This is a genomic window from Paraburkholderia sp. RL17-383-BIF-A (assembly GCF_046028015.1).
Taxonomy (GTDB): Bacteria; Pseudomonadota; Gammaproteobacteria; order Burkholderiales; family Burkholderiaceae; genus Paraburkholderia.
Window position 1 is genome coordinate 45,631 of sequence record NZ_JARESR010000036.1, and the last position, 22,223, is coordinate 67,853.

The 22,223-nt window shown below is 63.3% G+C and carries 22 protein-coding genes; 15 read left to right on the forward strand and 7 right to left on the reverse strand.

The window, feature by feature from the left end; all coding sequences use genetic code 11:
• Positions 1–25: 25 nt before the first annotated feature.
• Positions 26–1,111, forward strand: coding sequence for an AI-2E family transporter (locus tag P0D71_RS30145; RefSeq protein WP_091796788.1), 1,086 nt, complete (start codon positions 26–28; stop codon positions 1,109–1,111).
• 436 nt (positions 1,112–1,547) lie between these two features.
• Entirely contained in the window at positions 1,548–2,774 is a 1,227-nt protein-coding gene (locus P0D71_RS30150; RefSeq protein ID WP_408483337.1) for a PepSY-associated TM helix domain-containing protein, read from the forward strand.
• A gap of 74 nt (positions 2,775–2,848) precedes the next feature.
• On the opposite strand, the gene purU is transcribed toward P0D71_RS30150, so the two are convergent.
• The 5 genes from purU to P0D71_RS30175 form a co-directional block, all read right to left on the reverse strand.
• Entirely contained in the window at positions 2,849–3,718 is an 870-nt protein-coding gene (purU, locus tag P0D71_RS30155) for a formyltetrahydrofolate deformylase (RefSeq protein ID WP_091796790.1), read from the reverse strand.
• Positions 3,719–3,818: 100 nt separating this feature from the next.
• Positions 3,819–4,667, reverse strand: coding sequence for an NUDIX hydrolase (locus tag P0D71_RS30160; RefSeq protein ID WP_408353380.1), 849 nt, complete (start codon positions 4,665–4,667; stop codon positions 3,819–3,821).
• Positions 4,668–4,727: 60 nt separating this feature from the next.
• Positions 4,728–5,342, reverse strand: a complete 615-nt coding sequence (locus P0D71_RS30165; protein ID WP_091796792.1) for a LysE family translocator — start codon at positions 5,340–5,342, stop codon at positions 4,728–4,730.
• Positions 5,343–5,401: 59 nt separating this feature from the next.
• Positions 5,402–5,968 (reverse strand): adenine phosphoribosyltransferase, encoded by a 567-nt coding sequence (locus P0D71_RS30170; RefSeq protein ID WP_091796793.1) that lies wholly within the window; start codon positions 5,966–5,968, stop codon positions 5,402–5,404.
• A gap of 90 nt (positions 5,969–6,058) precedes the next feature.
• Positions 6,059–8,062, reverse strand: coding sequence for a monovalent cation:proton antiporter family protein (locus P0D71_RS30175; RefSeq protein ID WP_091800824.1), 2,004 nt, complete (start codon positions 8,060–8,062; stop codon positions 6,059–6,061).
• Between the two features lie 161 nt (positions 8,063–8,223).
• On the opposite strand from P0D71_RS30175, the gene kdsD reads away from it, so the two are divergent.
• The 11 genes from kdsD to P0D71_RS30230 all read left to right on the forward strand — a co-directional run bounded on the left by kdsD (position 8,224) and on the right by P0D71_RS30230 (position 17,678).
• Positions 8,224–9,207: an arabinose 5-phosphate isomerase KdsD gene (gene kdsD / locus P0D71_RS30180; RefSeq protein WP_408483338.1), complete on the forward strand. Its 984-nt coding sequence runs from the start codon at positions 8,224–8,226 to the stop codon at positions 9,205–9,207.
• Positions 9,207–9,767, forward strand: coding sequence for a KdsC family phosphatase (locus tag P0D71_RS30185; protein WP_408185969.1), 561 nt, complete (start codon positions 9,207–9,209; stop codon positions 9,765–9,767). The genes kdsD and P0D71_RS30185 overlap by 1 nt, the downstream gene beginning before the upstream one ends.
• Entirely contained in the window at positions 9,764–10,372 is a 609-nt protein-coding gene (gene lptC, locus P0D71_RS30190) for an LPS export ABC transporter periplasmic protein LptC (RefSeq protein ID WP_408483339.1), read from the forward strand. Before P0D71_RS30185 ends, lptC begins: the two co-directional genes overlap by 4 nt.
• A gap of 20 nt (positions 10,373–10,392) precedes the next feature.
• Entirely contained in the window at positions 10,393–11,064 is a 672-nt protein-coding gene (gene lptA / locus P0D71_RS30195) for a lipopolysaccharide transport periplasmic protein LptA (RefSeq protein WP_408483340.1), read from the forward strand.
• Entirely contained in the window at positions 11,061–11,846 is a 786-nt protein-coding gene (gene lptB, locus P0D71_RS30200) for an LPS export ABC transporter ATP-binding protein (protein WP_091796798.1), read from the forward strand. Before lptA ends, lptB begins: the two co-directional genes overlap by 4 nt.
• 218 nt (positions 11,847–12,064) lie before the next feature.
• A complete protein-coding gene (locus P0D71_RS30205) occupies positions 12,065–13,582 on the forward strand; it encodes an RNA polymerase factor sigma-54 (protein ID WP_091796799.1) in 1,518 nt (505 codons plus the stop codon).
• 170 nt (positions 13,583–13,752) lie between these two features.
• On the forward strand, positions 13,753–14,112 hold the full coding sequence (hpf, locus tag P0D71_RS30210) for a ribosome hibernation-promoting factor, HPF/YfiA family (RefSeq protein ID WP_007179410.1): 360 nt from the start codon (positions 13,753–13,755) through the stop codon (positions 14,110–14,112).
• A gap of 291 nt (positions 14,113–14,403) precedes the next feature.
• Complete coding sequence (locus tag P0D71_RS30215) at positions 14,404–14,919, forward strand: PTS sugar transporter subunit IIA (RefSeq protein WP_091796800.1); 516 nt, start codon at positions 14,404–14,406, stop codon at positions 14,917–14,919.
• A gap of 127 nt (positions 14,920–15,046) precedes the next feature.
• A complete protein-coding gene (hprK, locus tag P0D71_RS30220; RefSeq protein ID WP_007179412.1) occupies positions 15,047–16,015 on the forward strand; it encodes an HPr(Ser) kinase/phosphatase in 969 nt (322 codons plus the stop codon).
• Between the two features lie 94 nt (positions 16,016–16,109).
• On the forward strand, positions 16,110–17,003 hold the full coding sequence (gene rapZ / locus P0D71_RS30225; protein WP_091800827.1) for an RNase adapter RapZ: 894 nt from the start codon (positions 16,110–16,112) through the stop codon (positions 17,001–17,003).
• Between the two features lie 39 nt (positions 17,004–17,042).
• Positions 17,043–17,678, forward strand: a complete 636-nt coding sequence (locus P0D71_RS30230) for an LON peptidase substrate-binding domain-containing protein (RefSeq protein ID WP_091796801.1) — start codon at positions 17,043–17,045, stop codon at positions 17,676–17,678.
• A 29-nt stretch (positions 17,679–17,707) separates the two neighbouring features.
• Here the strand turns inward: P0D71_RS30230 and mutY are convergent, their stop codons facing one another.
• Both mutY and mutM read right to left on the reverse strand, forming a co-directional pair.
• Positions 17,708–18,835 (reverse strand): A/G-specific adenine glycosylase, encoded by a 1,128-nt coding sequence (gene mutY, locus P0D71_RS30235; RefSeq protein ID WP_408483341.1) that lies wholly within the window; start codon positions 18,833–18,835, stop codon positions 17,708–17,710.
• A gap of 7 nt (positions 18,836–18,842) precedes the next feature.
• On the reverse strand, positions 18,843–19,673 hold the full coding sequence (gene mutM / locus P0D71_RS30240) for a bifunctional DNA-formamidopyrimidine glycosylase/DNA-(apurinic or apyrimidinic site) lyase (protein WP_408483342.1): 831 nt from the start codon (positions 19,671–19,673) through the stop codon (positions 18,843–18,845).
• Positions 19,674–19,760: 87 nt separating this feature from the next.
• Between mutM and P0D71_RS30245 the strand changes: the two genes are divergently transcribed.
• Together P0D71_RS30245 and lolB are read left to right on the forward strand one after the other, a co-directional pair.
• A complete protein-coding gene (locus P0D71_RS30245) occupies positions 19,761–21,590 on the forward strand; it encodes a tetratricopeptide repeat protein (RefSeq protein WP_091796804.1) in 1,830 nt (609 codons plus the stop codon).
• Positions 21,590–22,222 (forward strand): lipoprotein insertase outer membrane protein LolB, encoded by a 633-nt coding sequence (gene lolB / locus P0D71_RS30250; protein ID WP_408483343.1) that lies wholly within the window; start codon positions 21,590–21,592, stop codon positions 22,220–22,222. Before P0D71_RS30245 ends, lolB begins: the two co-directional genes overlap by 1 nt.
• Position 22,223 lies beyond the last annotated feature (1 nt).

A 22,223-nucleotide genomic window follows, 5' to 3' on the forward strand; every position in this document is an offset into this window, starting at 1 on the left:
ACTCGGGTTGGGGACGGAATAAGCCATGGCCAAGCGGAATCAGGCGCGCGACGACGGGCAAGTGCAGGACCTACGCCCACGCCCGGTCAGGCTGACTAGCGACATGAGCCTGCCGAAGCTGTCGGCAGTCGAAATCGGCAGTTATGTTGTGATGCTGTTCGGCATGTGGGCGGTCATCGAACTTCGGCTGCTCGGCGCGTTGCTCGCCGGGCTGCTGGTGTTCCAGCTGGTACACACCATCGCGCCGCGCATCGAGCGTCATATGTCGAGCAAGCGGGCTCGCTGGCTCGCGGTCGTGATTCTGTCCACGGTGATCGTGGGCGCGCTGACGGGGCTCACACTCGGCATCATCGAGCATTTCGAAAACGACGTGCCGAGCGTGCAGAAGCTGCTCGACCAGGCCATGCAGTTGATCGACCAGGCGCGCGGCCGGATTCCGCAATTCATCGCCAACTCTCTGCCGGTCGATACCGAGCAGATGAAGACCAAGGCGGCGGAGCTGATGCAGACGCATGCCAACATGCTGCAGCAAAGCGGCAAGACCGCGGCGCGCGCGTTCACGCATATCCTGATCGGCATGATCATCGGGGCGATCATCGCGGTCGGCGCGCAAAAGCATATCCAGCGTCTGCCGCTCTCCACGGCCTTCATTACGCGCGTGACCCGTTTCGCCGATGCGTTCCGCCGCATCGTGTTCGCTCAGGTGAAAATTTCCGCGATCAATGCGGTCTTTACCGGCATCTTCCTGCTGGTGGTCCTGCCGATCTTCCACGACACGCTGCCGTTGTCGAAGACGCTGGTGCTGGTCACGTTCATCGTCGGCCTGCTCCCGGTGATCGGCAATCTGATCTCGAACACGATCATCGTCGCGGTGGCGCTCTCGGTGAGCTTTCCCGCGGCGGTCATGTCGCTCGTGTTCCTGATCCTGATCCACAAGCTCGAATACTTCCTGAACGCGCGCATTGTCGGCGGACAGATCGAGGCGCGCGCCTGGGAATTGCTGATCGCCATGCTCATCATGGAAGCGGCGTTCGGCCTTCCGGGCGTGGTGGCGGCGCCGATCTTCTATGCGTATATCAAGCGGGAGTTGATTTACCTGCGGCTGGTTTGAGGCGGCGGCCAACGCCCCTAAAGCAGAGGCACGGCAACGAAAAAGCGGCACTTCGGTGCCGCTTTTTTTCATGCTCAGAAGTCGATGCGCGCATTCAGCGACAACGCGCGCGGATCGCCCGGCGTCAGACGTCTCCGCCAAACCCCACGCCCTGGACAATCGACTCGTGTCCAGATGCTGGTCGGGACCGGAAAGGTCGCCGGGGCCGCCACGCATCGTATGCGGCAAGACCGTGCCCGGATATTGCGCCGTCGAGCTCGCGCCGGTAATACCGCTCGAATGACGCGCCTGATACAGCGCGCCGAATGTCGCCGTGAACTTACGACAAACTTGCAGTCCGTGGCATGATTCCTTAAGATGCGAACAATTCCCATTTACACAAAACCTGTGTCGTGACCCCTCATTCGAATTTCCGCTCCGTTCCGCCGGTTTGCCCATGAGGCGGCAGTTCGTCCGCCTGCATCGCTGGTTCGGTGTCGCCACTGCACTGTTTCTGTTCGTCGCCGGCCTCACCGGCGCGGTCATCGCGTGGGACCATGAACTCGATGCGGCGCTGAACCCGTCGTTCTTCAAGGCGCGCACCGCAGGACCGGCGCTGTCGGGGCTGGAACTGGCGCGCCGCGTGGAAGCCGCCGATCCGCGTTTGCAGGTGACGTATCTGCCGCTGGCGGCCGAACCGGGCCACACGCTGCAAATGATGGTGTTGCCGTGTATCGACCCAGCCACGCACCAGCCCTACCCGCTCGACTTCAATCAGATTGCCGTCGACCCCGCCACCGGCGAGATCCAGGGACGCCGCGAATGGGGCGCCGTCTCGCTCGCGCGGCTCAATCTGATCCCGTTCATCTACAAGCTCCACTACACGCTGCAACTGCCTTTTACGGGCGGCGTCGATATCGGTACGTGGCTGATGGGGATCGTCGGCATCGTCTGGCTGTTCGACAGCCTGATCGCGCTATGGCTGTCGTTTCCGAGCGCCAAGGTCTGGCGCAAGTCGTTCGCGTTCCGCTTCGGGCGCGGCGGCTACGCGCTCACTTTCGATCTGCACCGCTCCGGCGGCGTGTGGATCTGGGGCCTGCTGATGATCGTTGCGCTGACATCGGTATCGATGAATCTTGCAGCGCCGGTGGTGCGCCCAATCGTGTCGATGTTCTCGACGCTCACCCCCGATCCGCTCAACAACCCTGAAATCCGCCGCGCCCCGCAACCCGGCGACGCCGTGCTCCCCCGCGAGCGCATCGTGCAATTAGCCGAGCAGGCCGGCAAAGCACGGAATCTCGGCGTCGGGCCGGGCGGCATCTACTACGCGGAATTCATGCATGCGTACGGCGTCGGCTTTTACGCGACCGGCAACGATCACGGCGATATCGGCCTCGGCAATCCGTGGATGTATTGGGACGCGGCCACCGGCAAGCAACTCAGCACGCAGATTCCCGGCAAGGGCACGGCCGGCGACATCTTCTTGCAGGTCCAATACCCGCTGCACTCGGGGCGCATCCTCGGTCTTGGCGGACGGGTTCTGATTAGCGCAGTCGGCCTCGCGGTCGCCGTGCTGAGCGCGACAGGGCTGCTGATCTGGCTGAAGAAGTTGAATGCGCGCCGCCGCTCGGCGCAAAACGCGAATGCCGCGCGTGACGCAGGCCGGTCAGCCGCGCGGCCGTAGTCGACAAAAAAATGGCGGCGCCGGAGTCGTCCGGCTACCGCCATTTATCTCTGCCGCAAAGCGATCAACCGCCTTTAGCGAAACACCACCGTCTTGCTGCCGTTCAGCACGACGCGATGTTCCACGTGCCACTTCACCGCGCGCGCGAGCGTCACGCATTCGACGTCGCGGCCAATCGCCGTCAATTGCTCCGGCGTCATGCTGTGGTCGACGCGCTCCACTTCCTGCTCGATGATCGGACCTTCGTCCAGATCCGTCGTCACGTAATGGGCGGTCGCGCCGATCAGCTTCACACCGCGGTCGAACGCCTGGTAATACGGCTTCGCGCCCTTGAAGCTCGGCAGGAACGAGTGATGAATGTTGATCGCGCGGCCGGCGAGTGCTTCGCACAGCTTCGGCGACAGAATCTGCATGTAGCGCGCGAGCACCACCAGGTCGGCTTGATGCTCGTCGATCACTTCAAGCACGCGTGCTTCCTGTGCGGCCTTCGCGTCCGGCGTCGCGCCCAACAACGGGAAGTGATGGAACGGAATGTCGTAGCTGGCGGCGAGTTGATAGAACTCCTTGTGGTTCGAGATGATCGCGGGAATCTCGATACCCAGCTGGCCGGTGCGGTAGCGGAACAGCAGATCGTTCAGGCAATGGCCGATCTTCGACACCATGATCACCACGCGCGGCTTCACCGACGCGTCGTGCAACTCCCAGCGCATGCCGAACTGTTCAGCCAGCGTCGCGAACGACGTGCGCAACGCTTCCAGACCCGGATCGCCGCCCACCTGCTGGAAATGCACGCGCATGAAGAACTCGCCGGTGCGGCTGTCGCCGAACTGCGCGGAGTCGAGAATATTGCTGCCACGCTCGAACAGAAAGCCCGACACTGCGTGAACGATGCCGGGCCGGTCGGCGCACGACAGTTTGAGGATAAAGCTGTGATCGGTCGACATGACCTGGGTGACTCCCTTCTTCAATGCATGGTTTGTTCGGTATGTACGGCTCGATGCGGCGTGTTTCGACATTCTCGTTGCGCGCGCACCTTTGCGGCAATCAGGCGAGCGCTGGCGGCACGAACATGGCCTCGATGCCGGCGCACGCGTCTTCATCGATCCAACGGCGGCGCAACAGGCAATCCAGCGTGGCGAGACTCGCATCGACTGTCATCGCGCCTTCCTCGATCCAGCGCGCCACTTCGTCGATGCGCGCGAGCCGGTGCTCGCCCACTTCGCCGTCCTGGTTGCGCGGCGCGAAATCAGCCGGCAACGCAAGGTCGTAGATGAAAATCTGTTCGGCCTGCGTGCCTTCCGGCAACGATTGCAGCACATGCGCGGTGCGGCCCGCCGCGGCACGGGCGGCGATCTCCTCGGGAATGCCGGCTTCTTCCCAGCACTCCTTGATGATCGTCGCCTCGACGCCGAAGCCCCAGCCGATCCCGCCTGCCACGACATTGTCGAGCATGCCCGGGTCGGTCGCCTTGGTGTCGCTGCGGCGCGCGATCCACAATTGCGGCGCACCGTCTGCGTATTCTACGACGCCGTTCAGATGCACCGCGTAGGTCATCGTGCCGAAGAAGCGCGACGCCGCGCGTTCGATATACGCGAGCGGCGGCGCATCGAACGCGTTGCGGATCGCGTAGGTCTCGTTGCGCCAGCCTGGAATGCGGCCTTCGGCGGCGAGCGCGCCGATCACGGAACCGAGCGCGGCGCTGCGCAAATCCACCGTATTGAATGCGGGCGCGAGCGTCACACGGTTAGTGTCGAGGTCGAACACATCGGGCCAGCGCGCGAGCGACGGCACATCGCTCGTGCGGATCCAGCCAACCTGTTCGGCGCCGATCCAGAACGGCACATGCGCATGCACGTCAAAGCGGCGCGCGGCGGTGATGCAAGGCAAAGTCATGTAAAGCTCCAAACTGTTTCCGGTGTTTGACGGTGAGCGCTGGGCACCGCGCCGCTCACCTCAATCGCGCAACGCGACCCGAATGCCGATGGCAATGAACGTCGCACCTGCCAGGCGATCAAGCCACACGCCCACCCGTGGGCGACGCTTCAGATAACCGCCCACGATCCCCGCGCACACGCCGAACAGCGAAAACACCACCACTGTCTGCAACATGAACAGCGCGCCGAGCTCGAACATCTGCAGCGTGACGCTTTGCGAGCCGTTCGGCTGCACGAACTGCGGCAGAAACACGATGAAAAACAGCGTCACCTTCGGATTCAGCAGATTGCCGAGCACGCTTTGGCGAAACACCGCCATCAGCGGCTGCGGCGCGCGCTCGTGCGCGGTGGCGAGACCCTGGCTACGCAGGGCCTTGATGCCGATCCAGATCAGATAAGCCGCGCCGGCCAGCTTGATCGCTGTAAAGGCCATCGGCGACGAGCGCAGCAACGCGGCCACGCCGAGCGCGGCCAGCGTGGTGTGAAACGTGATGCCCGCCGCGAAGCCGAGCGCCGCGACGAAACCGGCCGCGCGGCCCTGCGAGATCCCGCGCGCGAGCACTTGCAGATTGTCCGGGCCGGGCGCCACGGTAATCGCGATCGAGGTGGCGAGAAACAGCAGGAAGTTAGGCATTGTTGTGTCCTTCTCTGTGAGCAGGAAGAAGCTTCTCGCAGCGCGTTTGCCGCCAATAATCAATGACCGTCGAATCCAGTCACCGTATACAGCGCGAGACCGCTTTCGCGCAGCAGCTTCGAGCCGCCGAGCTCAGGCAGATCGATAATCGCCGCGCCTTCCACCACGACCGCGCCGAGCCGCTCGAGCAGGATCTTGCCGGCCATCATCGTGCCGCCCGTGGCGATCAGGTCGTCGATGATCACAACGCGATCACCCGGCTTGCAGGCGTCTTCGTGAATCTCGACGGTGGCGGAGCCGTATTCGAGGTCATAGGATTGCGCGACCCGCTTGTAGGGCAGCTTGCCCGCCTTGCGAATCGGAATAAAGCCGAGGTTCAGCTCATACGCGAGAATCGGCCCGATGATAAAACCTCGCGCATCCAACCCGGCAATGTAATCGAGCTTTGCGTCGATATAGCGCTGCACGAATAGATCGATCAGCACGCGCAGCGACTTCGGCTCCTGCAAAAGCGGCGTGATATCGCGGAACTGCACGCCCGGCTCCGGCCAGTCGGGCACCGTGCGAATGTGGCTTTTGATGTAATCGGCCGCATCGAGCGGCGCGCTCGAGAGCGCGTTGGACATGATGTCTCCGGATGGACCTGCACAGGTCCGATGAAAAGCTAAACCAGGGCGCGCCCGCAGGCACGCGCCTCGCCCTGGGTACAGGCGGCGCTATGCTGCGGTGGCGCCCGCGCGCCGATGCTTCGAGAGCCGTTCCTCGGCCTCCGCCAACTGCTCGGGCAGACCGCGCAGCACCACGATATCGCTCGAACGCAGCTTGGTGGACGGGTCCGGCTCGACGCCGCGAATGCCGTGCCGGCGAATCGCCGTCACTTCGACGCCCACGTCGAACAGGCCCAATTCCGCGAGCGTGCGGCCCACGGCGTCCGAGTTTTCGTCGACCGGCACCGATTGTAGCCGCACCTGTTCGTGACCGTCGTCGTCGTCCACGTCGTCGGCGCCGTGGAAATAGCCGCGCAGCAGCGCATAGCGCTCGTCGCGCATTTCCTCGACCCGGCGCACCACCCGCCGCATCGGCACGCCCATCACCACGAGCGTGTGCGAGGCGAGCATCAGACTGCCTTCGACGATTTCCGGAATCACTTCGGTCGCGCCCGCGGCCAGCAGCTTTTCCAGATCGGCGTCGTCCACAGTACGGACGATCACCGGCAGCGTGGGCTCGAGTTCGTGAATGTTGTGCAGCACGCGCAGTGCCGACGGCGTGTTCGCGTAGGTGATCGCGATCGCGGCCGCGCGATGGATACCGGCGGCAAGCAGCGACTCGCGCCGCCCGGCGTCGCCGAACACGACCGACTCGCCCGCCGCCGCCGCCGCCGCGACCCGGTCGGGATCCAGATCCAGCGCGACGTAGGACAACCCTTCATGCTCCAGCATGCGCGCCAGATTCTGCCCGGCCCGGCCGTAACCGCAAATGATCACGTGGCCGCTTTGCTTCAGGCTTTGCGTGGCGATGCGCGTCATCTGCAACGACTGCATCATCCATTCAGTCGACGAAAGCCGCAGCACAATGCGGTCCGCGTTCTGGATCATGAACGGTGCGGCCAGCATCGACAGCAGCATGGCGGCGAGTATCGCCTGCAGCAACGTGGCGTCGACGAGATGCTTGTCGAGAATCAGATTCAGCAGCACGAAGCCGAACTCGCCCGCTTGCGCGAGGCCGATACCGGTGCGCATCGCGACGCCCGGCGAGGCGCCGAACAGCCGCGCGAGCCCCGTGATCATGACTGCCTTCAGCAGAATCGGCCCGAGCACGAAGCCGAGCACGATCAGCGGATGCTCCCAGATCACCCGCGGATTGAGCAGCATGCCGGTGGTGACGAAGAAGAGACCGAGCAGCACGTCGCGAAACGGCTTGATGTCCTCTTCCACCTGATGCCGGTATGGCGTCTCGGCGATCAACATACCGGCGATGAATGCACCGAGCGCGAGCGACAGCCCGAACTTGTCCGTGATGAACGCGGCGCCGAGCGTCACCAGCAACAGATTGAGAATGAACAGTTCCTGCGACCGGCGCCGTGCCACCACGTTGAACCAGCGCGTCATGAACCGCTGACCCACGATCAAAAGGAGCGCCAATGCCACCACGATCTTGATCGCCGCCACGCCGAGCGCGCTGACCAGGTCTTCGGAATTGCCGCCCAGCGCCGCGATGACGATCAGCAGCGGCACCACCGCCAGATCCTGAAACAGCAGCACGCCGAAGATATTGCGCCCATGCTCCGTCTCGATCTCCAGCCGCTCCGCCAGCATCTTGCTGACGATCGCCGTCGACGACATGGCGAGCGCGCCGCCCAGCGCCACGCTTGCCTGCCACCTGATGTGCACCCAGCGCTCCAGCACGAAACCGAGCGTGACCGCCACCGCGATCGTACCGATCACCTGCAACAGGCCGAGGCCGAACACGAGACGGCGCATGGAGCGCAGCTTGGCGAGCGAGAACTCCAGCCCGATCGAGAACATCAGGAACACAACGCCGAATTCAGCGAGGTTCTGCGCCCCGACCGAGTCCGGAATCAGACCGAATGCATGCGGCCCGACGACGATGCCCACCGTCAGATAGCCGAGCATCGGCGGAAGATTCAGAAAGCGAAAGGTCACCACGCCCGCCACCGATGCAAGCAGCAGGAACAGCGTCATTTCGAGGGGGGAAATCATCGGCAGAAACGCATCGGTAAAGCGTCCTCGTTCGTCAGCGGAACCGCGCACGAGAAACGCCGTGCGACAAGGTTGAGGGGCCGTCAAAGGCAGCAATAGAGACAGCGGCTCGGCACAGCAGGCCCGGCGCGGCGAACAGGCGCCTTTGCTATACTTCGCGAATGATAGCGAAAATCAATGGCGACCGGGCACTCGCGCTCGCTCGCGACGTGCTCGACATCGAAGCGGACGCCGTACGCGCGCTTCGCGATCAACTCGACGATGGTTTCGTCGGGGCGGTCGATTTCATCCTCGGTTGCCGCGGGCGCGTAGTCGTTTCCGGCATCGGCAAATCCGGCCACGTGGCCCGCAAGCTCGCGGCCACGCTCGCCAGCACCGGCACGCCGGCATTCTTCGTGCACCCAGCGGAAGCCAGTCATGGCGACCTCGGCATGGTCACTGCCGACGACGTGTTCGTGGCGCTGTCCAATTCCGGTGAAACCGAAGAACTCGTCGCGATCCTGCCGCTCATCAAGCGACTCGGCGCGAAGCTGATTGCGATGACGGGCCGCCCGTCATCGAGTCTCGCACAACTGGCCGACGTGCACCTGAATTCCGGGGTAGCGAAAGAGGCCTGTCCGATGAACCTCGCGCCCACCGCCAGCACCACCGCCGCGCTCGCGCTCGGCGACGCGCTCGCGGTCGCGGTGCTCGACGCGCGTGGCTTCGGCCGCGACGACTTCGCCCGCTCGCATCCGGGCGGCGCGCTCGGCCGGCGCCTGCTGACTTATGTACGCGACGTCATGCGCACCGGCGACGAAGTGCCGAAGGTCACACCCCAGGCTACCGTGCGCGACGCGCTGTTCCAGTTGACCGCCAAGCGCATGGGCATGACCGCGATCGTCGATCACGCGGACCACGTGGCCGGGATCTTCACCGACGGCGACTTGCGCCGCGTGCTCGAACGCGACGGCGATTTCCGTAATTTGCCGATCGCCTCCGTGATGACCGCCGGCCCGCGCACCATCGGTCCGGATCAACTCGCGGTGGAAGCCGTGGAACTCATGGAGCGCCACCGCATCAATCAGATGCTGGTCGTCGACGAAGCAGGCAAGCTGATCGGCGCACTCAACATGCACGACCTGTTCTCGAAGAAGGTGATCTGATGGCCCTCGCTCCCGCCACCGCAACCGAACGCGCAAGCCGCGTGAAGCTGATGATTTTCGACGTCGACGGCGTGCTGACCGACGGCGGCCTGCTGTTCACGGCGGAAGGCGACACGATGAAGGGCTTCAATTCGATGGACGGCCACGGCATGAAGCTGCTGCGCCAGGCCGGCATCGAAACGGCGATCATCACCGGGCGCAAGTCGGGCATCGTGGCGGCGCGGGCGAAGGAAATGAACATCACGCACGTCTACCAGGGCGTGCAGGACAAACCCCAGGCGTTCGCGGACCTGCTGCAGCAAACCGGCATGACGGCGGAACAATGCGGCTACATGGGCGACGACTGGGTCGATCTCGCCGTGATGCTGAAGGTCGGCTTCGCGGCCGCGCCGGCCAACTCGCATCCTGAAGTAATCGCGCGGGCCCATTGGGTCAGCGAAGCGCGCGGCGGCCATGGCGCGGCGCGCGAAGTCTGCGATACGTTGCTGCGCGCGCAGCACAAATACGACGCGTTGCTCGCGGCCGCCTGTAGCGGCGAACAGCGAGGCCTCGTCGGATGAACCAGTTTCGCCTGACTTCGCTGATTCCGCTGGTCGCAATGGCTGCGCTCGCCGGTATCACGTGGTGGCTGTTGCAGGCCACCCTGCCCCGGCAGAACGAAGGCGTGGTGCGTCCCAAGGAACACACGCCGGACTACTTCGCCGACAACTTCTCGATTTCCGAACTCGACCAGTCGGGCTCGACGCAATACCGGCTGACCGCGCAATCGCTGATCCACTACGAAGACGACGAGCTGAGCGACATGGTCAAACCGGCCATGCGCGCGTTCCAGCCGGGCAAGCCGATCGTCACCGCAACCGGCGATACCGGTAAGGTGAACGGCGACGCGTCCATCGTCGATCTATACGACAATGCGCGCATCCTGCGCGCGCCCGGCTTCGGAGATCCGCAGATGCAAGCGGATTCGCAGCATTTTAGGGTGCTGGTCAACGACGATGTGATCGAGACCGAAAAGCCGGTTAAACTTCAGCGCGGCATGTCGGTGATGACTGCCAGCGGCATGAACTACAACAACGTCACCCGGGTGATGCAGCTGTTCGGCAACGTGAAAGGCTCGATCGCCCCGTCCGAAGCAGGCGGCAGCTCGCCCAAGCAACCCGGGTAATCCATTCCAGGCGTGACTGCATGAACGAATCGTTCCCCCGTTTTGATACCGGCCGCTCGCGCTCCCTGTCCGCGTGCCGCGCCGGACTCGCCGCGCTGATCGTCGCGTTGCCGCTCGCCGGCTTCGCGCCGCTCGCGCACGCGGACCGTGCCGACAAGGACAAGCCGCTGAACGTCGAAGCGGACAACATGACTTACGACGACCTCAAACAGGTCAATATCTTTACCGGCCATGTGGTCGCGACCAAAGGCACGATCGTGATCAAGGCCGACCGCGTCGAAGTGACACAAGACCCGCAAGGCTATCAGTACGCCACCGGCACCTCGAACGGCGGCAATCTGTCGTATTTCCGCCAGAAGCGCGAAGGTCTCGACGAGTACATCGAAGGCACGGCCATTCGTATCGACTACGACGGCAAGCAGGATCTGACCACGCTCACCACCAACGCCACCGTGAAACGCCTGCAAGGCCTGTCCACGGTCATGGACCAGGTGCACGGCAGCGTCATTACGTACGACGGCCAAAGCGACTTCTATACCGCGAAGGCAGGTAAGGACGTAGCCGGCCCGGGTAACCCGACCGGCCGCGTGCGCGCCATGCTGGCGCCGCGCAACGGCGGCGCCGCGCCGCTGAACGGCGCGTCGGCCACGCTTGCGCCGTCCACTACGATCCAGGGAGCGCCGAACCAGTGAGCACCTCCGCGTCCCTCCCCAATCGCAAGCCGGCCGGCACCAGTAGTTCGCTGGCAGTGCGCAACCTGAAAAAGCGTTATGGGTCGCGTACCGTCGTCAAAGACGTGTCGCTCGACGTCAAAAGCGGCGAAGTGGTCGGTCTGCTCGGGCCCAACGGCGCGGGCAAGACCACCTCGTTCTATATGATCGTCGGCCTCGTGCCGCTCGACGCGGGTGAAATCGATCTGGACGGCAAGTCGATCAGCCTGCTGCCGATCCACAAGCGCGCTTCGCTTGGGCTGTCGTACCTGCCGCAGGAAGCTTCGGTGTTCCGCAAGCTCAGCGTCGAACAAAACATTCGTGCCGTGCTCGAATTGCAGCACGAAGACAACGGCAAGCGGCTTAGCAAAGACACCATTACGAGCCGCACGGAAGCCTTGCTCGACGAATTGCAGATTTCGCACTTGCGCGAAAATCCGGCGCTGTCGCTCTCGGGCGGCGAACGCCGCCGGGTCGAAATTGCTCGCGCGCTGGCCACCAATCCGAGCTTTATTCTGCTCGACGAACCGTTCGCCGGCGTCGACCCGATCGCCGTGCTCGAAATCCAGAAGATCGTCAAATTTCTGAAGCAGCGCAACATCGGCGTGCTGATTACCGACCACAACGTGCGCGAAACGCTCGGCATCTGCGATCACGCCTACATCATCAGCGACGGTAGTGTGCTGGCAGCCGGCGCCCCGAGCGACATCATCGAAAACGAAAGCGTGCGGCGCGTCTATCTGGGCGAGCACTTCCGCATGTAAGCGCATCAGGGATTCCCGGCGGTGCGAGCGCGCACCCGCCGGCTCCCCGTGCGGCAACCGCACACGCGTATTTTCGACCCGGGCCGATTCGCGCCCAGCACCGCCCAAGACCGCCCGAAAGAGCGCACGAGAGTGCACGCGAGAGGCGCACGCGTAATTGCGAATGTCGCAAGGTATCGCGGTCGTGGCAAACTCTCTACAATGAATCTCAACTTGCCATGAAAGCCAGCCTCCAACTCCGCCTATCGCAGCATCTTGCGCTGACGCCGCAACTGCAGCAGTCCATCCGGCTGCTTCAGTTGTCTACGCTCGAATTGCAGCAGGAAGTCGCAATGGCGATCTCGCAAAATCCACTCCTCGAGAACGAGGACGACTGGATCGCGAGCCCGCTGCGCGTGGCGGCCGACGGCTCGCTGATCGCCCAGGCGCCCAATTCGTCCGCTCCGCCCGACCAGATGGGCGGCAGCACGTCGTCATCGTCCACCAGCAGCAGCGAGCGCGCCGAGAACGGCGAGCCGCAGGGCGTGGACGAATACAACGGCCTCGGCGGCGACAGTAACGGCGACGCGTCCCAGTGGAATCTCGACGACTACGGCCGCTCGGGCAACGCCTCGGACGACGACGACCTGCCGCCGCTGCAAATCCACGAATCGAGCACCTCGCTGCGCGACCACCTGATGGCGCAATTGCGCGTCACCCAGGCGAGCCAGCGCGACCGGGCGCTGATCACCTTCCTGATCGAATCGCTCGACGACGACGGCTACCTTGCCGCCACGCTCGAGGAAGTGCAGGCCGATCTGCCCGAAGAACTCGAAGTCGACCTCGACGAACTGAATGCCGCGCTTGCGCTGCTGCATAGCTTCGACCCGGCCGGCGTCGGCGCCCGTTCCGCGTCGGAATGTCTCAAGCTGCAATTGCTGCGGCTCGATGCCTCACCCACTCGCACGCTCGCGCTCGATATCGTCGCCCACCATCTGGAATTGCTGGCGGCGCGCGATTTCACGCGTCTGCGCAAGCACCTGAAGGCCAACGACGACGACTTACGCGACGCCCACGTGCTGATCCGCTCGCTCGAACCGTTCCCCGGCGCCGCTTACGGCAAGGCCGAAGCGGACTACGTCGTGCCGGACATCATGGTGCGCAAGACGGCACAGGGCTGGCAGGCCGAGCTGAATCCGGAAGTCGTGCCGAAGCTGCGAATCAATCACCTTTACGCGAACATCCTGCGCAATAACAGGGGCGATCCGGGCAGCGGTTCGTTGCGCCAGCAACTGCAGGAAGCGCGCTGGCTGATCAAAAATATCCAGCAGCGTTTCGAGACGATCCTGCGGGTGGCGCAAGCTATTGTCGAGCGTCAGAAGAGCTTTTTTGTGCACGGCGAAATTGCCATGCGCCCCTTGGTTTTGCGGGAAATTGCTGATACGCTGGGCCTACACGAGTCAACTGTCTCGCGTGTGACAACCGGTAAATACATGCTGACCCCATTCGGGACGCTTGAATTTAAGTACTTCTTCGGATCACACGTTTCGACTGACACGGGCGGCGCGGCGTCTTCAACGGCGATCCGCGCGCTTATCAAGCAACTGATAGGAGCGGAAAACCCGAAATCTCCTCTTTCAGACAGTCGCATAGCCGAACTGCTGGCGGAACAGGGCTTCGTGGTCGCACGGCGTACCGTTGCGAAGTACCGTGAAGCGCTCAAGATTCCGGCAGTCAACCTGCGCAAGTCTCTGTAGCCCGTCGCCTTCCGTGGCGGGCATTTACCGGCCGCTCCGCTGTTGGCGGACAGGCCGGCCGATGCGACCTGCCAGAAGTCAGTCACCGGGGGACGACTCAGGCAAGTCGACAGATCGACCGGACCTTCCTCATCGTGCGGATCAAGCGGCCACTAGCTTGGAGAAGCACTATGAATCTGCAGATCAGTGGACACCACCTCGAAGTAACGCCTGCGTTGCGCGAATACGTGATCACCAAACTGGATAGGGTGCTAAGACATTTCGATCAGGTCATCGACGGCAGTGTGGTCCTCTCGGTCGACAACAACCACAAGGAAAAGGAAAAGCGTCAAAAGGTTGAAATCAACCTGCATCTCAAGGGCAAGGATCTCTTTGTCGAGAGCTGTGACAGCGACCTGTACGCTGCGATCGATCTGATGATCGACAAGCTTGACCGGCAAGTCATTCGCCATAAGGATCGCCTGCAAGGCCACGCGCATGAGGCGATCAAGTATCAACCGGCGCCGCAACTAGACGTGCCGCCGCAGTAAGGGAACCTGGAGGATTTTTTCATTCGCTCTTCGTTTTCCTTAACCAGCAAAACCGCCCGGACCCGGGCGGTTTTTTGTTTCTGGACGCCCATTTCTCGCATAGCCGCGTGGCATATCGACGCTAGAACATAACTCACTGCGCATTGATGGCGCGTCGCACCATCCGTGGCTACCCTGTTCTATAATGTTCCGGTTACCATCGGGGTCAAAGTTAGCTCAGGCGGAAAAAACGGTCGGCCGGAGTCCTGCGCTTTTTGCACCTCCACGCTCGTCGCCGCGAGCATCAAACGAATGGAACGCCACTCAAACGCCCCAGCGAGGAGAACCCAGGCCACGTTTTCGCCTGTCAACATGAATCGTTTAGCCAAATTTCTTCCCCTCGAGAACGTCGTCGTCGGTCTTTCGGTCACCAGCAAGAAGCGTGTGTTCGAGCAAGCGGGCCTGATCTTCGAGAACCAGAACGGCATCGCCCGTAGCACGGTCACTGACAATCTGTTCGCGCGTGAGCGCCTCGGATCGACTGGCCTCGGTGAAGGCGTGGCGATTCCGCATGGCCGGATCAAAGGCTTGAAGCAGCCGCTCGCCGCGTTCGTCCGCCTTGCCGAACCCATCCCCTTCGAATCGCCCGACGGTCAGCCGGTCTCGCTGCTCATCTTCCTGCTCGTGCCGGAACAGGCCACTCAGCAACACCTCGAGATCCTTTCGGAAATCGCCCAGTTGCTATCCGATCGCGAAGCCCGCGAGCGCCTGCACACGGAAGAAGACCGCGAAACATTGCATCGCCTGCTCACTCAGTGGCAACCTTGATGTATCGGCGGTTATCCGCACGCCGGTTATCCGCCCGCACGCGGATACAGCCCGGCAAGGCAAGCGGCTCGCGCTAGCGTGGCCTTCGCTTTGCCCGGCAAGCGGCCCACACTGGAGTCACTGACTCATGGATACGTCCAGCATCAACGCCCAGAGCATTTTCGACGATAACGCCGCTACGCTGAAGCTCAGCTGGTTGACGGGGCATGAAGGCTGGGAGCGCGGCTTTTCTTCGGAATCAGTCGCCAATGCCACGTCGAGCGCCGACCTTGTCGGCCACTTGAACCTGATCCACCCGAACCGGATCCAGGTGCTCGGCGACGCCGAAATCGACTACTACAAGCGCCAAACCGATGAAGACCGCTCGCGCCATATGGCCGAGCTGATCGCGTTGGAGCCACCGTTTCTGGTGGTGGCGGGCGGCGTCGCGGCGCCGCCGGAACTGGTGCTGCGCTGCACGCGCTCGTCCACGCCGCTATTCACCACGCCCATGTCCGCCGCCGCGGTGATCGACAGCCTGCGCCTCTACATGTCGCGCATTCTGGCGCCGCGCGCCACGCTGCATGGCGTGTTTCTCGACATCCTCGGCATGGGCGTGCTGCTCACCGGCGACTCGGGCCTCGGCAAGAGCGAACTCGGGCTGGAACTGATCAGCCGCGGCCACGGACTCGTTGCCGACGATGCGGTGGACTTCGTGCGTCTCGGTCCCGACTTCGTTGAAGGGCGTTGCCCGCCGCTGCTGCAAAACCTGCTCGAAGTGCGCGGCTTGGGCCTGCTCGACATCAAGACCATTTTCGGCGAAACCGCGGTTCGCCGAAAAATGAAGCTCAAGTTGATCGTGCAACTGGTCCGCCGTCCTGATGGCGAATTCCAGCGCCTGCCGCTGGAAAGCCAGACCGTGGACGTGCTCGGCCTGCCGATCAGCAAAGTCACGATTCAGGTGGCAGCCGGCCGAAACCTGGCGGTGCTGGTCGAAGCAGCGGTGCGCAATACGATCCTGCAACTGCGCGGCATCGACACGCTGCGCGACTTCATGGATCGCCAGCGCCTGGCGATGCAAGACCCCGACAGCCAGTTTCCCGGCAAACTGATCTGAGTCCACGAGACCATGCCTTACCGCAGCCAGCGGCAGGTCGGGTACGCGCATGGGGACCAGATGCTATGATGAAATGTACGGTTTCGACGACTCCATGCGCATAATCCTGATCACCGGTATATCCGGCTCCGGCAAGTCAGTTGCCCTGAACGCGCTTGAAGACGCAGGCTATTACTGCGTCGACAACCTGCCGCCGCGTTTCCTGCCGCAACTGGCTTCCTATCTCGCCGAGGACGGGCAAGATCGCCTTGCCGTCGCAATCGACGCGCGTTCTAGCGCCTCGCTCGACGAAATGCCCGCCATGATCCGCGACCTGTCGCGTGCCCACGACGTGCGGGTGCTGTTCCTGAACGCAAGCACACAATCGCTGATTCAACGCTTCTCCGAAACGCGCCGCCGCCATCCGCTGTCCGGTTCGACCGCGCGCGACGCGGACGTCGGCCTGCTCACCTCACTCGCCGAAGCGATCGAGCGCGAACGCGAACTCGTGGCGGGCCTGGCCGAGTTCGGCCATCAGATCGACACCAGCAATCTGCGCGCAAACGTGTTGCGCGCGTGGGTCAAACGCTTTATCGAGCAGAAAGATTCGGGCCTCGTGCTGATGTTCGAGTCGTTCGGCTTCAAGCGCGGTGTGCCGCTCGACGCGGATTTCGTCTTCGACGTGCGCACCTTGCCGAACCCGTATTACGATCATGAATTGCGGCCGCTCACGGGCCTCGACAAACCCGTGATCGACTTTCTCGATGCGCTGCCGGTCGTGCATGAAATGATCGACGACATCGAGAAATTCCTCGCCAAATGGCTTCCCCATTTCCGCGACGATAACCGCAGTTATCTGACCGTCGCGATCGGTTGCACGGGTGGCCAGCATCGCTCTGTTTTCATTGCCGAGACGCTCGCCGCGCGTCTCGCAGCTTCGGCGAATGTCATTGTGCGGCACCGCGATGCGCCGGTCGAAGCCGGCGAATCATCGAAGTTAGTGGCTTAACCGGCCGCATCGCGCGGCCTCAACTCGAAGCGTTGCGCCATGTCTTCTACTTCTACTGTGCTTGCCGATGTGCCGCTGTTTCCGCTGCATACGGTGCTGTTTCCCGACGGACTATTGCCGCTGAAGATTTTCGAAGCGCGCTACCTCGACATGGCGCGCGACTGTCTGCGGGAAAAAACGCCATTCGGCGTGTGTCTGCTGAAGAGCGGCGCGGAAGTCGCGCGCGAGGAAGAGCCTTCGGTGCCCGAAGCAATCGGCTGTCTCGCCGAAATCGAGGAATGCGACGTCGAAGCCTTCGGCATGCTGCTGATTCGCGCGCGCGGCACACGGCGTTTTCGCCTGCTGTCGCATCGCGTGGAGACAAGCGGCCTGCTGGTCGGCATGGCGGAACCGCTCGGCGAGGACACGCCGCTCGAAGGCAATGAGCAGCTGGCCAAATTCGGCGCATGCGCTGAGGTGCTCGAACGGATCATCGCGACCATCCGCGAGCGGGATCCGGAAAGCCTGCCGTTTGCGCAGCCATTCAGGCTCGACGATCCGTCATGGGTGTCGAACCGTCTGGCCGAAGTGCTGCCGATCGCGCTGCGTGCTCGCCAGAAACTGATGGAATTGCAGGATGCCGGCGCGCGCATCGACGTGGTTCATCACTACATGCAGCAACATCAATTGCTCTGAAAGCGGCCGCCGTGCTCCTGCCGGCTTGATCAGATCAGCGAGCCCTGCAAGCTGTGCAGCAGTTTGCGCACCGGCGCGGGCACACCGAACGAATCGAGATCGCTGAGCGCGACCCACGCGGTGTCCGCATCGCCCAACGCAGCCAAGGCGCCCACGCCACGATCCAGTTCCGCGAGCCGCGGTTCGATATCCAGTTTGAAATGCGTGAACACATGCGTGAGCGGCGCCAGCGGCGAAACCGCACCGTCTCCGCCAAAGGCACGCGCTCGCTCGACGAGCGAGGTTTCGTCGGCGGCTTCGGGCAGGCTCCACAAGCCGCCCCAGATACCCGAAGGCGGCCGCTTCTCCAGCATCACGGCATTGCCGTCGCGCAGCACCAGCATCCATGTGCGGCGCGTCGGCACCGCCTTCTTCGGACGCGCCGTCGGCAATAGGCGCTGACGCCCCGTCACGTTCGCCACACAGTCGGCGGCGAACGGGCAACGCAGGCAGTCGGGCTTGCCACGCACACACAAGGTCGCGCCGAGATCCATCAAGCCTTGCGTGTACGCACTGACTTCGGCGTCCGATGCATTCGACGGCAGCAGCGACTCCGCCAGCGTCCACATCGCGTTCTCGACTTTCTTCTCGCCCGGGAAACCTTCGACGCCGAACACGCGCGCGAGCACGCGCTTGACGTTGCCGTCGAGAATCGTCGCACGCGCGCCGAATGCGAACGACGCGATCGCCGCCGCCGTCGAACGGCCAATGCCCGGCAACTCCGCCAGCGCCTCGACCGATGCCGGGAACGCGCCGCCATGCTGCTCGACCACGACCTGCGCGCAGCGATGCAGATTGCGGGCACGCGTGTAATAGCCAAGGCCGGCCCACAACGCCATGACGTCGTCGGACGGCGCCGCGGCGAGCGCAGCGACAGCTGGGAAACGCGCGAGGAACTTCGCGTAATACGGAATCACCGTCGACACCTGCGTCTGCTGCAGCATGATTTCCGACAGCCAGATGCGATACGGATCTCGCGTGTTCTGCCACGGCAGATCATGCCGGCCATGCTGACGCTGCCACGCGATCAGGCGCGTGGAAAAATCGGACATGGCCGGAAAAGCGGGCGCCGCAGGCGCATCGGATGGCGTTGAACGCGGAGTTAAGCGAGAAGGCATTGAAGAGTTAGCGCTGGCAGGTGGGGCAGAAATACGTTGAACGCTGCCCCTGTACGATCTGTTTGATCGGCGTTCCACACACGCGGCACGGTAGTCCCGCGCGATCATAGACGAAATAGTCGAGCTGAAAGTAACCGCTTTCGCCATTGCTGCCGACGAAATCGCGCAACGTGCTGCCGCCCTTCTCGATCGCGGCGGCGAGCGTCACGCGCACGGCGTCCGCGAGCAGATCGTATCGTACGAGCGAGACGCGCCCCGCCGCCGTGGTCGGCCTGACGCCGGCGCGAAACAGGCTCTCCGACGCATAGATATTGCCCACGCCCACGACGATTTCCCCGGCCAGCAGCGCCTGTTTCACCGACACTTTGCGCCCGCGCGTGAGCCGGTGCATCAGCGCGCCGGAGAACGCGGGCGAAAACGGCTCGACGCCGAGGCCCGCGAGGAGCGGATGTTCGAGCACGTCGCCGGCTTCGCGCGGATGCCACAGCACCGCGCCGAAGCGCCGCGGGTCGCGATAGCGCAAAATGAACTCGTCGAAGATCCAGTCGATGTGATCGTGTTTCGCCGCGGCCGGCGGATGCGGTACATGGCGCAGCACCCGCAGTGTCCCAGTCATGCCAAGATGCACAATGAACCAGCCCGCGTCGATCTCGAACAACAGGTACTTGCCGCGCCGCTCGACCTTGCGCACCACGTGGCCGCGCAACGTTTTCGCAAGATCGGCCGGAATCGGCCAGCGCAGCGCGGGCGTACGCACATCGACGCGTTCAACCTTGCGCCCGGACACATACGGTTCGATTCCCCGTCGGGTAACCTCAACTTCTGGCAACTCTGGCATGTCTAACTGGTCTGCAACTTGCGTGAGTGGTTGTGCGCGTATTGTAGCGAGCGCGTTACAATCGTCCGAAACATTGAACGGATTTCCATGAACTTGTCCTTCGTGAAGCTGTTTTTGAAGCGCCCGGCTAGCGCACTCCGCGTACCGCACGCCGTGTCCGCTCGCCGGATGCTCGGCGCGGCGGCGCTCGCCGTCTGGGCGCTGGCTGCCGTGCCCGCGCACGCGCAGGACTCGGATGACACCTCGGTCACCCTGCCGGACCCGCTTGGCCCGGCATCGGCGGAAGACCAGAAGTCCCTGCCTGGTGTGCCATTAACGAGCCAGATCGTATTCCAGGTGCTCGCCGCCGAAGTCGCGCTGCAACGCGACCAGCCGGCGCCCGCCTATCAGACCTACCTCGCCCTCGCGCGCGACACGCACGATCCGCGCATGGCGCAACGCGCCACCGAAATCGCGCTGGCCGCGCAAAGCCCGTCGGATGCTTTGGCCGCCGCGCAATTGTGGCAGCAGTATGCGCCGAACTCGGAACGCGCAGCGCAACTGGACGCGTCGCTGCTCGTGCTGTCCGGCAAGCCTGACGACGCGGAGCAGATCCTCGCACGCGAACTCGCCAGGGTGCCCGCCGCCAATCGCGGCAGCGCAATTCTGGCGCTGCAACTGCTGCTCTCGCGCGGCCCGAACCGGATCGGCGGCCTGCACGTGCTGCAGGATCTGCTCAAGAACGACATGAACCGGCCGGAAGCGCAACTGGCCATCGCCCGCCAGCAGCTCGTTTCGGACGACGCGCCGGGCGCGCGCAAGTCGCTCGAGCAGGCGCTTACGCTCAAGCCCGACTATTTGCCGGCCGCGCTGATGCTGTCGCAAATGGGCCCGGAAGAGCGCAAGGAAGGCATCGCCTCGCTCGAAAAGTACGTGCAGCAAAATCCGAAATCGCATGACGCGCGTCTCGCGCTCGCCCAGATGTATCTGGCAAGCGACCGTCTGGACGACGCGCAGAAGCAGTTCGAGATCATGCACAAGAACAACGCGAACGACCTCACGCCGCTTATGGCGCTCGCGCTGATCAAGATCCAGCAAAAGAATTTCAACGAGGCGCAAACGTACCTCACGCAGTACGCACAGCAGGCCGAGAAAACGCCGGGCGCCGATCCGGGCCAGGCGTACATCTATCTTGCGCAACTGTCGCTCGAACAGAAGAACGATGCGGCAGCGGGCGACTGGCTGAACAAGATTTCGCCGTCGAGCCAGCAATTCGTGCCGGCGCAGATCACGCGCGCGCAATTGCTCGCCAAGCAGGGCAAGACCGACGACGCGCGCAAGTTGCTAGCCAACCTGCAGGCGCCCGATCCGCGCGACCAGGCGCTGATCTTACGCACGGACGCGGCGATCCTGTTCGACGCAAAGCGCTATCCGGAGGCTGAAACACGCCTGCAGCAAGCCACGGCGCAGTTTCCCGACGACCCTGATCTGACCTACGACTACGCGATGTCCGCCGAAAAGACCGGCCATTACGACATCATGGAAGCGCAGTTGCGCAAGCTGATCCAGACGCAGCCGGACAATCCGCAAGCGTATAACGCGCTCGGGTACTCGCTGGCAGATCGCAATCAGCGCCTTGCCGAAGCGGACAAGCTGGTCGAGAAGGCATCCTCGCTGGCGCCGAACGACGCGTTCATCATGGACAGCGTCGGCTGGGTCAAATACCGGATGGGCGATACGTCGGACGCGATCAAGCTGCTGCGCAAAGCGTACGACATGCAGCCGAACGCCGAAATCGGCGCGCACCTCGGCGAAGTGTTGTGGAAAACCGGCAATCAGGATCAGGCACGCGCCGCTTTCCGCGACGCGCGCAAGCTCGAACCGGACAACGACACGCTGGTCAAAACGCTCCAACGTCTTCAGGTGAACGATCTTTGATGCGTCTTTCCCGTCTGATTTCCCTTCCCCGGGCGCCGCGTGGCGCGGCGCTCGGACTCGCAGCGGCAGCGGTTGTCGCATTGTCCGGCTGTGCCTCGGTGAAACCGCAGGGGCCGTCCATGTCGAATGCAGCGACCTCTGTGACCGCGCAGACAAGCCGTGCTTACCAGGGCCGCTTCGCGATCCAGTACGACGATCAGAACGGCCAGCAGCGCAATGCCTATGGCAATTTCAGCTGGCAGGAAACCGGTGACACAGTGACCCTGGAGTTGCGCAATCCGCTCGGCCAGACGCTGGCAGTGGTGACGTCGTCGCCGGCTTCGGCCACGCTGGAATTGCCCAATCGCCAGCCGCTCACAGCGGATAACGTCTCCACGCTGATGCAGAATGCGCTCGGCTTCGCGTTGCCGGTCGAAGGGCTGCGCTATTGGCTGCAACCGTCGCCCGCGCCCACTTCGCGCGCCAGGACCGAGAAGGACCCTGATCAACCTTCGCGGCTAAAAGAGATTACTCAGGACGGCTGGACGATCGACTACCTGGCGTACGCCGAAGCACCGGCCACCGGTGTGAAGCGCGTCAACCTGAGCCGCTCGCAGCCGCCTCTCGACATCAAACTCGTTCTGGATCAGTAAC